The organism is Clostridium acidisoli DSM 12555 (assembly GCF_900176305.1).
Taxonomy (GTDB): Bacteria; Bacillota; Clostridia; order Clostridiales; family Clostridiaceae; genus Clostridium_I; species Clostridium_I acidisoli.
Window position 1 is genome coordinate 18598 of sequence record NZ_FWXH01000013.1, and the last position, 15672, is coordinate 34269.

At 31.1% G+C, this 15672-nt stretch carries 14 protein-coding genes and 1 other annotated feature; of the genes, 13 read left to right on the top strand and 1 reads right to left on the bottom strand.

The features are described 5' to 3' along the window. Positions 1 to 50 precede the first annotated feature (50 nt). The 8 genes from B8978_RS13885 to B8978_RS13920 all read left to right on the top strand — a co-directional run bounded on the left by B8978_RS13885 (position 51) and on the right by B8978_RS13920 (position 7322). Positions 51 to 1076, top strand: coding sequence for a ubiquitin-like domain-containing protein (locus B8978_RS13885; protein ID WP_139796056.1), 1026 nt, complete (start codon positions 51 to 53; stop codon positions 1074 to 1076). Between the two features lie 68 nt (positions 1077 to 1144). Beyond that, a complete protein-coding gene (gene rnmV, locus B8978_RS13890; protein WP_084116647.1) occupies positions 1145 to 1687 on the top strand; it encodes a ribonuclease M5 in 543 nt (180 codons plus the stop codon). A gap of 1 nt (position 1688) precedes the next feature. Next, positions 1689 to 2531 carry a 16S rRNA (adenine(1518)-N(6)/adenine(1519)-N(6))-dimethyltransferase RsmA gene (rsmA, locus tag B8978_RS13895; protein WP_084116648.1) on the top strand — a complete coding sequence of 281 codons (843 nt, stop codon included), beginning with the start codon at positions 1689 to 1691 and terminating at the stop codon, positions 2529 to 2531. A gap of 85 nt (positions 2532 to 2616) precedes the next feature. Further along, on the top strand, positions 2617 to 3945 hold the full coding sequence (locus B8978_RS13900; RefSeq protein ID WP_084116695.1) for a hypothetical protein: 1329 nt from the start codon (positions 2617 to 2619) through the stop codon (positions 3943 to 3945). A 114-nt stretch (positions 3946 to 4059) separates the two neighbouring features. Continuing rightward, positions 4060 to 4641 (top strand): PsbP-related protein, encoded by a 582-nt coding sequence (locus B8978_RS13905; protein ID WP_084116649.1) that lies wholly within the window; start codon positions 4060 to 4062, stop codon positions 4639 to 4641. Positions 4642 to 4721: 80 nt separating this feature from the next. Then, positions 4722 to 5591 (top strand): YhfM domain-containing protein, encoded by an 870-nt coding sequence (locus B8978_RS13910; RefSeq protein ID WP_084116650.1) that lies wholly within the window; start codon positions 4722 to 4724, stop codon positions 5589 to 5591. 19 nt (positions 5592 to 5610) lie between these two features. Next, the gene (locus B8978_RS13915) at positions 5611 to 6459 is read left to right on the top strand and encodes an Mrp/NBP35 family ATP-binding protein (protein WP_084116651.1); all 849 of its coding nucleotides are present in this window, start codon (positions 5611 to 5613) and stop codon (positions 6457 to 6459) included. A 674-nt stretch (positions 6460 to 7133) separates the two neighbouring features. Further along, positions 7134 to 7322, top strand: a complete 189-nt coding sequence (locus B8978_RS13920; RefSeq protein ID WP_084116652.1) for a ferredoxin — start codon at positions 7134 to 7136, stop codon at positions 7320 to 7322. A gap of 25 nt (positions 7323 to 7347) precedes the next feature. Here the strand turns inward: B8978_RS13920 and B8978_RS13925 are convergent, their stop codons facing one another. Beyond that, positions 7348 to 7851, bottom strand: coding sequence for a flavin reductase family protein (locus B8978_RS13925; RefSeq protein ID WP_084116653.1), 504 nt, complete (start codon positions 7849 to 7851; stop codon positions 7348 to 7350). A gap of 168 nt (positions 7852 to 8019) precedes the next feature. On the opposite strand from B8978_RS13925, the gene B8978_RS13930 reads away from it, so the two are divergent. From B8978_RS13930 to gatB, 5 genes are all read left to right on the top strand, one after another. Beyond that, on the top strand, positions 8020 to 10464 hold the full coding sequence (locus B8978_RS13930; RefSeq protein ID WP_084116654.1) for a sugar phosphate nucleotidyltransferase: 2445 nt from the start codon (positions 8020 to 8022) through the stop codon (positions 10462 to 10464). A 148-nt stretch (positions 10465 to 10612) separates the two neighbouring features. Further along, positions 10613 to 10868: a binding site (T-box leader), on the top strand. Between the two features lie 60 nt (positions 10869 to 10928). Then, positions 10929 to 12221, top strand: coding sequence for an aspartate--tRNA(Asn) ligase (gene aspS, locus B8978_RS13935; RefSeq protein WP_084116655.1), 1293 nt, complete (start codon positions 10929 to 10931; stop codon positions 12219 to 12221). Between the two features lie 34 nt (positions 12222 to 12255). Beyond that, positions 12256 to 12543: an Asp-tRNA(Asn)/Glu-tRNA(Gln) amidotransferase subunit GatC gene (gene gatC / locus B8978_RS13940; protein ID WP_084116656.1), complete on the top strand. Its 288-nt coding sequence runs from the start codon at positions 12256 to 12258 to the stop codon at positions 12541 to 12543. A gap of 30 nt (positions 12544 to 12573) precedes the next feature. Beyond that, positions 12574 to 13998: an Asp-tRNA(Asn)/Glu-tRNA(Gln) amidotransferase subunit GatA gene (gene gatA / locus B8978_RS13945; RefSeq protein WP_139796058.1), complete on the top strand. Its 1425-nt coding sequence runs from the start codon at positions 12574 to 12576 to the stop codon at positions 13996 to 13998. 15 nt (positions 13999 to 14013) lie between these two features. Beyond that, positions 14014 to 15453 carry an Asp-tRNA(Asn)/Glu-tRNA(Gln) amidotransferase subunit GatB gene (gatB, locus tag B8978_RS13950; protein ID WP_084116658.1) on the top strand — a complete coding sequence of 480 codons (1440 nt, stop codon included), beginning with the start codon at positions 14014 to 14016 and terminating at the stop codon, positions 15451 to 15453. Positions 15454 to 15672: the final 219 nt, after the last annotated feature.

Here is a 15672-nt window from a genome sequence, read left to right on the forward strand (position 1 = left end):
ATACTTAGCAGTTATAATGTTAAAGACTCTTGCTCAAGGGGGGGATTGGAATGTTGCAAAATTTGAAAGATATTCTAACAAAAAAGAAGAATAACCTTTCAAGAGGTCCTATTGTAGCTCTAGTTTTATTGCTTGCAGTAATAATAGTAATTAGTACTGTATATGTAGTAGGCTTTAGAAAAGTTTTAACAGTATCTATTGAAGGTAAGAAAACAAAAATTGTTTCTTATAAAAACACTGTTAAAGAAGTATTAGAGCAAAATAAAATAGAATTAGGACCCAAGGATAAAATTGAGCCTAGTGTAGACACAAAGATTAAGAATGGACAGGAAATAGATATAAAAAAAGCAGTAGGTTTAGAAATACTTGTAGATGGTAAAGATTTAAAGATTAAATCTGCAGAAAATTCAGTTCGAAAATTGTTAAAGTCAGAGGGCGTTTCACTAAATAATCTTGACAAAGTAAAGCCTTCTAAAGATGCATCTGTAAAAAAGGGAATGAAAATAGTAGTTACGAGAGTTATTTCCAAAACGTTTACAGAAGAGCAGCCAATAGCCTTTGACACTATTGTCCAAAAAGATGATAGTATGCCAAATGATCAAAACCAAGTCATTCAACAAGGTTCATCAGGAATAAAAGAGTTAACAGTAAATGCTATTTACGAAGATGGAAAAGAAGTAGCAAGAAATATAATGAGCGAGGTAGTTAAAAGTGCACCTGTTAATGCAGTTATAAAACAGGGAACACTTGGTGTGGTCGTGGCAAATAGAGGCAGTAGAGCTGTTTATAAGAAAAAGATTAGTGCTTTAGCAACAGGATATACTGATGATTTAGGATTTGGTATAACTGCGTCTGGAACTAGGACAAAGAGAGATGCAAATGGATATAGTTCCATATCCGTTGATCCTAGAGTAATTCCATTAGGCACGAAACTTTATGTTCCAGGTTATGGCTATGGAATAGCTGAAGATACTGGTGGTTTAATAAAGGGAAACCGAGTAGATTTATTCTTTAATAGTACAGGTGATTGTTACAACTGGGGCGCTAAGAGCGTCGATGTATACATTTTAAATTAGGAGCTAAAGGCTCCTTTTTTTTATCCACTATGATATAATTGTATATAACTATAAATTTGGAGGAAAATATGATAAAAGAAGTAATTGTAGTAGAAGGAAGAGACGATATATCGGCCATTAAAAGAGCAGTTGAGGCTGATGTAATAGCAGTTGGTGGCTTTGGAATAAATAAAAAAGTTATTGATAAAATAATAGATGCCCAGAAAAGAAGAGGAGTAATAGTATTTACAGACCCTGATTTTGCTGGTGAAAAAATAAGAAGAATAATTACTAAAAGAGTAAAAGGGGTAAAGCACGCAAGGATCTCTCAAAAAGAAGGAACAAAAGATGGGGATATAGGTGTTGAAAATGCATTACCCAAAGATATAATAAGAGCACTAAAAATTGCAAAATTTGAAAGCACTGAGAAGATAGAAACGTTTAACATACAAGATATGATGTTTTTTAAATTAACTTCAGATAAAAAAGCTAGAGAGAGAAGAGATGCAGTGGGAAGGCAACTTGGAATTGGATATGCAAATTCAGCTCAATTTTTAAACAGATTAAATAGTTTTGAAATTACTAAGGAAGAATTAGTAGAGGCCATAAAAAAAGCTGAGAAGGAGATATAATATGCAGGAACAAAAAACTAAGGACATAGTTAAAAAATATGGATTTAAGTTTACAAAGAGTTTAGGCCAGAATTTTTTAACGGATGATGAGGTTCTAAAAGATATTGTTGATGGTGCAAATATAACAAAAGATGATTTTATAATAGAAATTGGCCCTGGTGTTGGAACGCTTACAAGATTGCTTCTCGATTCTGCAAAAAAGGTATGTGCTGTTGAACTTGATAGTAGCCTTATACCAATTCTTCAGGAAGAGCTAAATGATTTTGAAAATTTTACATTAATAAATGAAGATGCACTAAAAATTGATTTTAACAAGATTATTGGAGATGAGACTTCAGTAAAAGTTGTTGCAAATCTTCCATACTATGTAACAACACCTATTATAACTAAAATTTTAATAGAGGGTTATAAATTTAAATCGTTAACAATTATGATACAAAAAGAAGTAGCTGAAAGAATGGCATCAAAACCTGATTGTAAAGATTATGGAGCACTATCACTTCTTGTTCAATACTACTGTGATGCTAATATAGTAAGAAAGGTTCCACCAACAGCATTCATTCCGCAACCTAAGGTGGATTCAATAGTAATAAAACTAGATAAATTAAATGAACCGAGAGTTAAGGTTAAAGATGAAAAACTATTTTTTATGGTTATAAGAAGTGCATTTAACATGAGAAGAAAAACATTATGGAATGCACTGAAGGTGCTGAAGTTAGATAAGGAAGCTTATGAACAGGCATTTTTAAATGCTAATATAGATCCTAAAAGAAGAGGAGAAACCTTATCTATTGAGGAATTTGCAAACTTATCCAATGAAATATATAAAAAAAAGAACTGTTAAAAGATTTATAAGTCTTTTAACAGTTCTTTTTTTACGTTCAATTCATATATTGTATTGTATAAAATATTATGGGGGGACAAAAAGGTTGAGTCAGAGAAAAAATTATAGTAGATATTTTATAATACTTCAAGAAGACGAAAAAGGGTATGGGCTATCGTCTGATAAAATGCCAACAGGTTATGCAAAATTAGAAGTAAAAAGTGGTAAATGCAAGATTACCTTTTATGTTCAGAATTTGAAGATAGAAATGAAACCATATTATATAATGCTTATTTGTAATAAAAAAGACGAAAGAAAATTAATAAAACTATCTGAATTGAACATAGACAATACCGGGAGGGCTGAAATTTGTAAGGAATTTGAGGCTTCAAATATTGGAGGAAGCAGCATAGCTGTAGACAAAGTAAGTGGGGCAGCTGTTGTTAAATATTTAGATGATAGCTTAATACCTGTTTTAAGTGGATTTACTACTAATGAAAAACCAAAGGATTGGAAGAGATATGATTTAATGGACATGGGAAAAAAGCCAACGGATGCTGTTAAATTAACCAATAATGATGTGAAAGACTTTGATAAGTATGAAGAGGAAATAGAAAAGATAAAGCAAACAAAAGAGGCACCAATAAAAGTACAAGAAAAAATTAGTAAAAAAGAAATGAAAAATGATAATAAAGATGAAGTTAATGTTAAGGTAGATAATATATCTGATAAGAAAGTGGAAATAAGCGAAATTAAACAGGAATATGATGATGTAATTGATGCCAGTAATGTTATAGAAGATTTAGATGTAAATGAAACTATAGAAAATAATGAAGAGAATGAACCAAAGAACACAAGCAAGGAAGAGAAGCAAGAGGTGCAAGAAGTGCAAGAAGTGCAAGAATTGAAGGAGGTTAAGGAAGCACAAAAAGTGCAGAAAGCAGAGGTAAGACAGAATGAAGAAATAAATAAAAATATAGAAAGCAGCTATAGCAGAAAAAAACATAAGGACAAAAGTAAAGCCCAGGAATTTTTTGATGGACTTGTAGAAGACCTAGAACCATTTGAGGATGGATTTTCAGAAATAGGAAGAAGTAGGTGGTTTGAGGTTCCAGTAAATTCTATAGATGATATGTATAGGGCAAATAGTTATAACAAATATGCAATAATATATTATCCAATGATTAATTATTATCCATATATAATAAAACATCGGCACTACATTGTAGGTTATAAATATGATAAATCTAATAATGTAAAGTATATTATGTATGGAGTTCCTGGAACGAAAGAACACAAAGACCAACCATTTTCTGGAAGATACGGCTTTGTAAGCTTTGTAAACAGAGATAGTGACTTAAGAGGAGAAAACGGTTATTGGATGCTATTTTATGACTTTAAAAGAGCAGTGGTTGTTATCCCAACAAACAAGTGAGGTTATAGAAAGGTCGGTGTAGGTAAAATAAGCATTTTTTATGTGGATTTTGCTTATACCGTTTTGTTTACATAAGTCATATGATTAAAAGCTTATATATGAGGAGGGATTTATGTGCAAGTACTTATTATAGATAGAAAAAAACTTGGAGTAATATTTGTAGTAATGGGACTTATGATATTTATTTTTTGTATTGGAATAAAATTAGATGGAAGAATTAGAGCTACAGCTTTTATACAGAATAATTTAGGAGAGCTTAAGGAGTACAAGATTGAAGAATATAATACTACCTATAAATTGCCAAGTAAATGGGAAACAAATATCGAAAGTTTTCCCGGCAATGAGATAACATATCATAATAATTTTAAATCAGAAAATGATGGTATAAACGGCTTTGTGCAGGTATGGAACTATAGGGGCAGCCTTAAAGAATTTTTAGATATGAGCAAAAAAAACTCTGAAAGAGAAAACAAGGTTAAAAACTTTAACATATACAATATATTGATCAACAATAAAGACGCATACCTAGTAAAATATAAGATGAATGCTCATGGAAATGTATTTTATGCATATGAGTATTTTATTAAACAGGATAATGTTTTTATTAGATTTGCCTTCTATATTAGGGAGGATAAAACTAACGCTAATATGCCATCTGTATTTAAAGCCATTGTAGAAACAATGAAAAAACAATAAACAGGTTGATTGGGCATAAAATAAGACGTATAATAATTAGGTATAAAAATATTTAGACTCTATAAAAAGGAGCGGTCTTGGTGAAAAGAATAAACTTAGTTCTTGTATGTCTTTTTTTGATAATTGTAACCATACTATCTGGATGTAATCAAATTGATAAAGCACAGGTAAAGCTTGGACTCAAAAACAATGATTTCGAGTATATGAAGCAAAATAAAGTAAAAAAGGTTGTAATACAAAGTACAAGAGATAGTGGATATAAATTCACATTAAATAATTCAGTTGCAATTTCAGAAATATATGATATATTATCTAGTGCTAAGCCTGTAGATACAAGGTCTTCTTTAAAACCAGATTATGTTTTTGATCTTTATGAAAATGACAAGGTAGTTCATGAATTTAATTATATAGTTGGGTTAGATAAAAATGATGGTGGAAACCTATATTCTAAAGATAAAAATTATATTGTTACAAATAGAATAGATAATGAAATTTTAAATCAATTTAATGATGACAGGACACCAAAAGACTTTAACAAAATATACTATACGTTTATAAGTCAGTGTATTGATAAATATAGAGCGAGTACTAAAAATAATAAGTCTATAGGAATAGATATAAACGATGATTTAGATGCGCTTAAATATGTATTTTCTTCAGATTTAGATGATTTTCAAAAATCTTTACCTTCAAATGTAAAAATTTTAGATAAGTCTGACGACCCTTGTGATGTTAAGGAAACTATAACAACGGAAGGTTATAAAAGAGGAAATTTTACATACACTATTTCCAATGTAAAAAATAGTTATAAAAATGCTTACATATATAAGAGCATGGTAGTTTTCGATGACAATACAACTAAGGAAGAAAAAAAATATTATGTTGTTGGGATAAATGAGGGCTCTGGATGGAATATATATATAAGTGATACCAAAAGCTCAGATTTTTAGATAAACTAGGAGGATTTTTATGAGTAATTGTGATAGTTGTGCTAGCAAAGATGGTTGTAATAATAAAGAAAATTGTAAATTAGAAGACAATAAAATGAAACCTAAATATGGTGAAATAAAAAACATAATAGGTGTTATAAGCGGTAAAGGTGGAGTTGGAAAGTCAACAGTCACTGGAATACTTGCAATAGAACTAAAAAAGGCTGGATATAAAGTTGGGGTTTTAGATGGAGATATAACAGGGCCGTCTATGCCAAGATTTTTTGGTATAAATGAAAAAAGAGCAGAAATGATTCCACTTAGTAAGACAGACGTTAAATTTACACCTGTAGAAACAAAAATGGGAATAAAGGTTATATCAATGAACCTTTTAACAAAAGTTGAAGAAGAACCAGTAATATGGAGAGGTCCAGTTATAAATGGAGCTTTAAACCAAATATACGAAGATACAGAATGGGGGGAACTTGATTATCTACTTATAGACATGCCTCCTGGAACAGGTGATGTTGCACTTACGGTTATGCAAAATTTACCTGTAAAATCAATGATAGTTGTATCCACACCTCAAGACATGGTTTCAATGATAGTAAAGAAAATTGTTATAATGATAGGAAAAATGAACCTATCAATATTAGGAGTAGTAGAAAATATGTCCTACATTCGATGCGGTAACTGTAATGAAAAGATAAGAGTGTTTAGCAAAAAATCTGCAGAAGAGCAAGCTAAATATTTAGGAATTCCATTAATTAAAGAAATGCCTATAGATCTTAATCTTACAGAGAGTTTAGAAGCTGGAAAAGTAGAAGAATATATAGGCAGTACTACACAATATGAAGATATATTAAATAAGATTAAATTTGAGCTATAATTATGTTCAATTATAATATTAAGAAATTGCGAAGCAATAGTGAGGGGTTTTAACGGATGCTTTGCACGGATAAAAGGTGATGGGTTTATGGATAAATCCATAAAGGCTAAGAAAATTTTTGCCTCTTAGATCGGAAAAATAATGAATTTATGTGTCTTAATATTTGAAGATAACTTTAATATATGTTTTAACCGTAAGTTTTATTTAACTGGGAACGTACATAGATTTGTGTAAATTAAAATCTATGTACGTTCTTTTTTAACCGTAGCATTGGCACTTATATAGCAGTTTAATATGCTAATAACACTTATGCATGGAACGCCACGACCTTCGGTCAAAAAATGAAGAGCAATGACTTTAGATTATAAACAGAGTTCTTGGTTTCAGGTGGAGTTTTTTTCATCTGAAACTTAGAAATCGTTATCCATAGCTTTTTTCCACGGAAAACCCATCACCTTTGACCAGCGAAGCGCCTGGCAAACCCTTCACCTCGCTTTAGCGACCCTTCGCCTTTTCACCGCGAAGCACAGGTGAAAACCCTTCACCAGTACTTCGCAATTTCTAACTATTATGAATTAAAATTTTTACCTATCTGTATTGTATTTTTCTCAACTTGTTGGCAATAATATTAAAGATAGCATTAATATTATTTGTCACCACTAGGAGGAATTTATATGAAAGCTCATGTAGATAAGGATACGTGCGTAGGTTGTGGATTATGCCCTTCAATTTGTCCAGATGTTTTTGAAATGCAGGATGATGGTAAAGCTGGAGAAATTAAAGAAAGTGTGCCAGAATCTGCAGCTGATACGGCAAAGGAAGCAGAAGATAGCTGCCCAGTAAACGCAATTGAGGTTGAATAAAAAATAAATCGCACAAAAGTGCGATTTATTTTTTATAATGAATATTTAAAATCTCTCCATAATAAATTGTATGAATAGGGTCGGTTTTATAAGATTTATCTCTAATTTCTTCTGGTAATTTTGAAACATCCATATCTTGAGAGTAAACTATTTTACACTCATAACAAATGCCACAACTATTTATTACTGGAGCTGAAACGAATTCACTTGGTATTGTTTCAAGCTTACATGCTTTAATCTTGTCAATATCCCTTCCGGATTTTGAACCACATATTGATAGGGAATTCTTGAAAGATTCATCGGTTGGTATACTTACAGTAAATTCTTTGGTTTTTTCTAAAAATTCATGAGTATATCTGGATTTTCTAACTAAGATAGTAAAGATTGGTCTATTCCATTCATACCCTATGTTTCCCCAGCTTATAGTCATTGTATTTACTTTTCCTTCATTTTGAACGGTTAAAAATGCGCCTTTGGTATGTAAATTATCTAAAGCTAATTCAAGATTCTCTGTAAATTTGATTTTCAAATTAAAAACACCTCCTGTACATATTATAAAACTTTTATGAGTAATATGAATAGATAAATAAAAATTCAATATATTTGATAAATTCTAAATTTTGCGATAAAATTAAATTATAATAATTGGATAATATGTAATATATAATATTATGTATTTGGAGGGGATTGAATTGATATGAAGGGGATAATAATGGCAGGTGGACAGGGAACTAGATTAAGACCTTTAACATGTAACATACCTAAGCCTATGATTCCGCTAATAGGAAAGCCAGTAATTCAATACGCAATTGAACTTCTTAGAGATAGTGGTATTCAAGAAATTGGAATCACCGTTCAGTATTTAGCAGATGAGATAATAAATTATTTTGGGGATGGAAGCCAGCTTGGTGTGAATTTGCAATATTTCACAGAAGAAATTCCCATGGGTACTGCTGGGAGTGTAAAAAACGCAGAAGAATTTCTAAATGAAACCTTTATAGTTGTTAGTGGTGATGCTATTACAGATATCAATTTAAATGAAGCTTTGAAATTCCATAATAAAAAAGCTGGAGTTGGAACACTTATATTAAAGGAAGTTGATGTGCCATTAGAATATGGTGTTGTTGTAACTGATGATGATGATAAGATAACTGAATTTCTTGAAAAGCCAAGTTGGAGCGAAGTTTTTAGTGATAAAGTAAATACTGGAATTTATATATTGGAACCACAAATATTTAATTATTATGAGAAAAATGAGAAATTTGACTTTAGCAATGATTTATTCCCTATACTCATGAAAGACAATATGTGCTTATATGGATATGTAGCAGACTGCTATTGGTGTGATATTGGTAGTATAGATCAATTCATGAAATGTAATTATGATATATTAAATAAAAAAGTTAATGTTAAAATATTAGGAAATGAAGTTAGAAAAGGCGTATGGATAGGAGATAACTGTTCAATAAGTCCATCGGTTAAAATAAATCCGCCAGTATATATAGGAGATAATACAGAGGTGTATGAAGATGCTGAAGTAGGTCCATTGTCTGTTATTGGAAAAGACAATATAATATCTGATAGATCTACAATAAAAAGAAGCGTTATATTTGACAATTGTTATATAAGCAAAAATGTGGAGGCAAGAGCAGCTCTTATTTCAAATAAAGTTCAACTTGAAAGTTGGGTTTCAGTTTTTGAAGAAGCAGCCATTGGAGATGAGAGTATAATTGGAAAAAGATCTGTAATAAAACCTAAGGCTAAAATTTGGCCAAATAAAATAGTGGGAAATAGTGAAACAGTTAGAGGAAATTTGATTTGGGGAGGAAAGTACCAAAAGAGTTTTTTTGGACAAAAAGGTATAACAGGAGAAGTAAATGTGGATATAACACCTGAATTTGTTTCTAAACTTGCGTCCGCTTATGCATCCATACTTAGCCATGATGCAAAGGTAGCAGTTAGTTGTAGTGAGGATAATGTTGCCAAAATGTTAAAACAGTCTTTGAAAGCAGGTCTCATGGCAATTGGGATACAGGTATGTGATTTATTAAATACAACACTTCAAGTAACTAGAAAGGCAACCGCATTTTTAAGTTTTAATGGATCTATTCACATACATACTGATAAAGCGGATAATCAAATTGTGAATATAGTATTTATGGATGCTGATGGTTTAAATATTGAGAAGGTCATGAAGAAAAAAATTGAAAACAAATTTAAGAGAGAGGATTTTAGGAGAGTAAGAGCAGAGAATATTAAAAATGCTGTAGAGTTAAACGATATCATGGCACTTTATACTAAAAATATACTAAATAAATTGCAAACTTCTAGTATAAAAAAGGGGAATTATAGCATTGTGTTTGTAGCAGAGAGTAATATTGTAGGATCAATTATGAAATATATGTTTAAGGAATTAAATATAGCGTTTAGTGTTTATGAGAATGGACATGATCTTAAAGGTTTAAGTAAAACTGTTAAGGATACAAAGTCAAATTTAGGAATGTGGATTTCAGATGAAGCAGATAATTACGTATTTATAGATGAAAAGGGAAATATAATTAAAGATGAGGTAAAGGAAGCAATTAAAGCATTAGTTCTTTTGAACATATTTAAATTTAAAACTATTGTTACAAGCGTTGATGCATCATACTCGGTGGAGCGACTAGCAGATATGTACAATGCAAAGTTCATTAGAACAAAACTTGAAGAAAGAAATATAATTGATGAATATATAAAAAATGAAGTGGATAAGGATAAAAAATATATAATAAATGCATATTTACTTATAACAGATGCGGTAAGTATGAGTGTTCTGTTAATAGACCTAATCACTAGATTTAAGTCAACATTGTCCTATATTATAGATATGATACCACAATATCATATGAAGTATTTAGAGATAGCTTGTCCTTGGGAACTTAAAGGAAAAGTTATGAGAAATATTATCGAGAAATGTGATGATTTTAGTTGTGTTGATTTGATAGAAGGGGTACGGTTAAATTACCATCAGTGTTGGGCTTTAATCATGCCAGATCTAAATGAACCGTTTTGTAAAGTATACACTGAATCTGAAAAAGAGGAAGATGCAGAAAAGGCGCTAAAGGAATTAAGTTTTAATATTGAGAAAATAATAAGGTATTAATCTAATAAATATTGTTGCTTTGAACGTTTATATTTTAACTAAATATCAAATAAATCGATTATTTATTGACAAGATAATAAATAATTAGCTTTATAAATATAAAGTATTGAATTAATGACTATAAGGTTATATAATTACAATAACGTTAAAAATGGTGATGATAGGAAGAGTAAATATAATTGGATTTTTAGAGAGTAGGGATAGGTGAAAGCCCAACATGAAGATTACATTGAAGAACATCCTTGAACAGTTAACTGAAAGCATTTAATTATGTTAGTAGGCTTAAACGGGTGTCTACCGTTAAAAAGACAGGGTATTGATAAAAAAGTTATTTGTACCTGTAAAAGAGAACATTTTATATGTTAAGTAGGATGGTACCGCGAAGGTTTAACCCCGTTCCTATATCGTTAGATATAGGAACGGGGTTTTTTATGTTATATAAAAAAGTATAGGAGGTTTACTTTATGAAAAATATGTATGTAAAAGATGTAATTAAGTTAGAAGAAGGTACAGAGGTAGAGTTAAAAGGATGGGTACATAAAATATATGACTTAGGGAAAATAAGCTTTGTAAAGCTTAGAGATAAAACAGGAATAATCCAAATTGTTATAGATGAAAGTTTAAATGTTAAATTAAGACTGGAAATGTGTATATCAGTTAAAGGAAAAAAGGTAAAGAGTGAGAAAGCACCGGATGGAATAGAAATTCAAGTAGAAGAATTGAAAATTTTGGGGAAAACTTATTATGATAAATTACCTTTTGCAATAAATTCTGGGAAAATCAAAGCAGCATTAGAAACACAACTTGATCATAGGACTATAAGTCTTAGAGCTCCTAAAATAACAGCTGTATTTAAGGTTCAAGAGAAAATAGCAGATGCTTTTAAAGACTATTTAAAGGCTAGAAATTTCACTGAGGTTTATACTCCAAAGATAATTGCATCTGGAACGGAAGGTGGAAGTGAACTTTTTACTGTAAATTATTTTGACCACAGAGCTTTCCTTGCTCAAAGTCCACAGTTCTATAAACAAATGATGGTAGGTTCAGGTTTTGAGAGGATTTTTGAAGTAGGGCATGCATATAGAGCAGAGCTTCACAATACTTATAGACATTTAAATGAATATGTAAGTCTTGATATTGAAATGGGCTTTATTGAAGATGAATTTGAGATTATGGATTTAGAAGAAGGTTTCTTAAACTATCTTTTTAAATATCTTAAAAAAGAATGTGAATATGAATTAAAGCTTTATGGAATAGAACTTCCTGATGAAGTTAAGATTCCTAGAATACCATTATTTGATGCACAAGATATACTTCTTGATGTATACGGTAAAAGATCTCCTAAAGGTAACATTGATGCTGAGGGTGAAAGATTATTTTGTGAATATGTAAAAGAAAAATACAATAGTGATTTTGTATTTTTAACAAAGTATCCAATATCAAAGAGGCCTATGTATACAATGCCAGATGATGAAATTGAAGGAGCAACTAAGAGCTTTGATCTTATATACAAAGGACTTGAAATTACTACTGGAGGACAAAGAATACACGATTACGAAAAGCTTGTAGAAAACATTGCTAAGATGGGCTTTAAAACAGAAGAATTTGAGTTTTATACGGAAAACTTTAGATATGGTATGCCTCCTCATGGCGGACTTGCAATTGGACTTGAAAGACTTACAATGAAAATATTAGGTCTTGAAAACATTAGAGAAGCATCACTACTTCCAAGAGATATGAAGAGGATTACTCCATAAATATTATTTATAAATAAAAAGGAGATAGATTTAAGTGGAAAAGGTAAGCATTGATGAAGTTAAATATATAGCTAAATTATCAAAACTAAGATTTACAGAAGAGGAAGCTTTAAAAATGGCAAGTGAATTTGAAGCCATACTCACTCACTTTAAGACTATAGATAATATGGATTTAAGTGATGTGGATTTAAATGCTTTTGACGAGGTAAATACAGAGCTTAGAAAAGATGTTCCAGAGGTTTTTGAAGATAAGAAAAAACTTATGCAAAATGTTAAGAGTCTTAGAGGCACTGCAATAGAGGTTCCTAAGATAATTGAATAATGGGAGGTAGAAGTCTTGGATATAGAAAAAATGTCAGTAGAAGCTTTAAGAGACGGTATAAGAGATAAAGTTTTTACATCAGAAGAAATAGTTAAATTTTATATTGAAAAAATAAAAAAAGAAGATGGGAATATAAATTCTTATTTAACTATATGTGAGGAAAAAGCATTAAGCGATGCAAGATTAATAGATGAAAAAATAGCAAAGGGAGAAGCTGTAGGTAAACTTGCAGGAGTTCCAATTGCCATAAAGGACAACATTTGTACAGATGGAATAAAAACAACTTGTGCATCAAAAATGTTAGAGGATTTTGTACCACCATATGATGCTACTGTGGTTAAAAAACTTAAGGTTGAAGATGCAGTAATTATAGGAAAAACTAATATGGATGAATTTGCTATGGGTTCCTCCACAGAAAATTCAGCATTTAAGGTTACTAAAAATCCACATGATTTAGAAAGGGTACCAGGAGGTTCCTCTGGTGGTTCTGCAGCAGCAGTAGGTGGCAGACTTGCTCCATTTTCACTAGGTTCAGATACAGGTGGATCCATAAGACAACCGGCGGCTTTTTGTGGAGTTGTAGGATTAAAGCCAACGTATGGACTCGTTTCAAGATTTGGACTTATAGCTTTTGGTTCTTCACTGGATCAAATTGGACCATTTACAAACAATGTTAGAGACTGTGCGCTTGCACTTGAGGTTATAGCAGGGACAGATCCTTTAGACAATACAAGTTCAAAGAAGATAGAAAATACTGATTATCTTGAGGGAATAGAAGACGGTGTAAAGGGAATGAAAATTGGTGTTCCAAAGGAATTTTTTGGTGATGGTTTGGATGCTGAAATCAAAAAATCAATTTTTGAAAGTATAGAAAAACTAAAGGCACTTGGAGCACAGGTTGAAGAAATCTCACTTCCAATTACTGATGCGGGACTTTCAGCTTATTACGTTATATCTTCAGCAGAAGCTAGTTCAAACTTAGCTAGATTTGATGGCATAAGATATGGTTATAGAACAAAGGAATTTGAAGATGTATATGACTTAATGGAAAAAAGTAGGACTGAAGCTTTTGGAGATGAAGTTAAGAGAAGAATAATGCTTGGAACCTACGTATTATCTTCAGGTTATTATGATGCATATTACAAAAGAGCATTAAAGCTTAAGAAAAAAATAAAGGAAGAATTTAAAGAAGTATTTAATAAATACGATCTTATAATAAGTCCTGTATCACCAGTACTTCCATTTAAGTGCAAAGAGAAGAAGAATAGCCCACTTGAGATGTATCTTGCAGACATTTATACAATAAACATTAATCTTGCGGGTATACCTGGAATTTCAATGCCTTGTGGTAAAAGTCAAAGCGGATTACCAATAGGAGTACAAATACTTGGACCACATTTTGGTGAAAGTAAAATACTAAAAGCAGCATTTGCTCTTGAAGGTGCACTTAAATAGAAAGGGGGAAAGAACATGAGTTACGAAACTATAATAGGTTTAGAAATACATGCCGAGCTTAAAACAAAAACAAAAATATTCTGCAATTGCTCTACAAAATTTGGAGCAAAACCTAATGAAAATACTTGTCCGATTTGTATGGGACTTCCTGGCACACTTCCAGTTTTAAATGAAGAAGTGGTGCATTTAGCTGTAAAAGCAGGAACGGCTCTAAATTGTAAAATAAATAAATTAAATAAAATGGATAGAAAAAATTACTTTTATCCAGATTTACCGAAAGCATATCAAATATCACAATTTGACTTGCCAATATGCGGGGCAGGTCATGTTGATATTGAAACTGATGATGGAAAAAGAATAGTTAGACTTAATAGAATACACATAGAAGAAGATGCTGGAAAGTTAGTCCACATGGAATATGAACCATATTCTCTTATAGATTATAATCGTGTTGGTGTACCGCTTATTGAAATTGTAACGGAACCTGATATGCATTCACCACAGGAAGCAGTAACGTTTTTTAGAACCATAAAGTCAATTTTAGAGTACGGCGGTATATCGGATTGTAGAATGGAAGAAGGTTCTTTAAGATGTGATGCCAATATATCCTTAAGAAAAGTTGGGCAGCAGGAATTAAATACAAAGGTTGAAATGAAAAATATAAGTTCATTTAGAGAACTTCAAAAAGCATTGGAAAAAGAAGAGAAGAGACAAAAAGAGCTATACGACTACGGTGAAGAATTTAGAATTGTTCAAGAAACAAGAAGATGGGATGCAGGTAAGGGAAAAACTGTATCTATGAGAACTAAAGAAGATGCTAATGATTATAGATATTTTCCAGAACCGGACATAATACCTATTGTTGTTAAAGACAGCTTAATTGAAAGTGTCATAGCCGATATGCCCGAACTTCCGGTGCAGAGAAGGGAAAGGTTTATAAATGGATATGGACTTACTGAAAAAGAAGTTGACATTTTAATTTCTGATAAGTTCTTAAGTGAATATTACGAGGGACTTGTTAATCTTGGAGCTGACAAAAAAAGTGCATGTAATTGGCTGCTTACAGACATGTTTAGATTAGTAAAAGAAAAAGAAATTGAATTTCAAGATATACCAGTTAAAAAAGAAGACATGGCTTCTCTTTTAAAAATGGTTGAAACTAAAAAGTTAAGTGTAACAGCAGCAAAGGGTGTATTTGAAGATATGTTTAATACAGGAAAACATCCAGAAGAAATTGTTAAAGAAAAGGGTCTTGGACAGATTAGTGATTCAGGAGCTATTGAAGAGATAGCAGTAGCTGTTCTTGAGGCAAATCCACAATCTATATCAGATTACAAAGCTGGTAAGACTCAAGCTGTTGGATACCTCGTTGGTCAAGTTATGAAACAGAGTAAAGGAAAAGCAAACCCACAAATGGCTAGAGAAATATTAGAAAATAAAATAAAAGATATGTAAAAAATCATATGTTAACTTAATAGTAGGGATTTATTAGACATGGAGATTAATATTTTTTACTGGTGAATGAATAGTGAAAAATATTGATCTCTATGTTTTTAACATTAACTCTATTTATTTAGTATATTTGAGTTCTATAAAATAAATTTAAAGGATATAAAAAGTAATTTTTTGAAACATTGGAATTAAAAAAACACACAAAATAAGACTTATCAACGC

Coding starts and splice junctions, on each gene's coding strand:
- B8978_RS13885 (WP_139796056.1), top strand. CDS start 51: ATGTTGCAAAATTTGAAAGATATTCTAACAAAAAAGAAGAATAACCTT.
- rnmV (WP_084116647.1), top strand. CDS start 1,145: ATGATAAAAGAAGTAATTGTAGTAGAAGGAAGAGACGATATATCGGCC.
- rsmA (WP_084116648.1), top strand. CDS start 1,689: ATGCAGGAACAAAAAACTAAGGACATAGTTAAAAAATATGGATTTAAG.
- B8978_RS13915 (WP_084116651.1), top strand. CDS start 5,611: ATGAGTAATTGTGATAGTTGTGCTAGCAAAGATGGTTGTAATAATAAA.
- B8978_RS13920 (WP_084116652.1), top strand. CDS start 7,134: ATGAAAGCTCATGTAGATAAGGATACGTGCGTAGGTTGTGGATTATGC.
- B8978_RS13930 (WP_084116654.1), top strand. CDS start 8,020: ATGAAGGGGATAATAATGGCAGGTGGACAGGGAACTAGATTAAGACCT.
- aspS (WP_084116655.1), top strand. CDS start 10,929: ATGAAAAATATGTATGTAAAAGATGTAATTAAGTTAGAAGAAGGTACA.
- gatA (WP_139796058.1), top strand. CDS start 12,574: ATGTCAGTAGAAGCTTTAAGAGACGGTATAAGAGATAAAGTTTTTACA.
- gatB (WP_084116658.1), top strand. CDS start 14,014: ATGAGTTACGAAACTATAATAGGTTTAGAAATACATGCCGAGCTTAAA.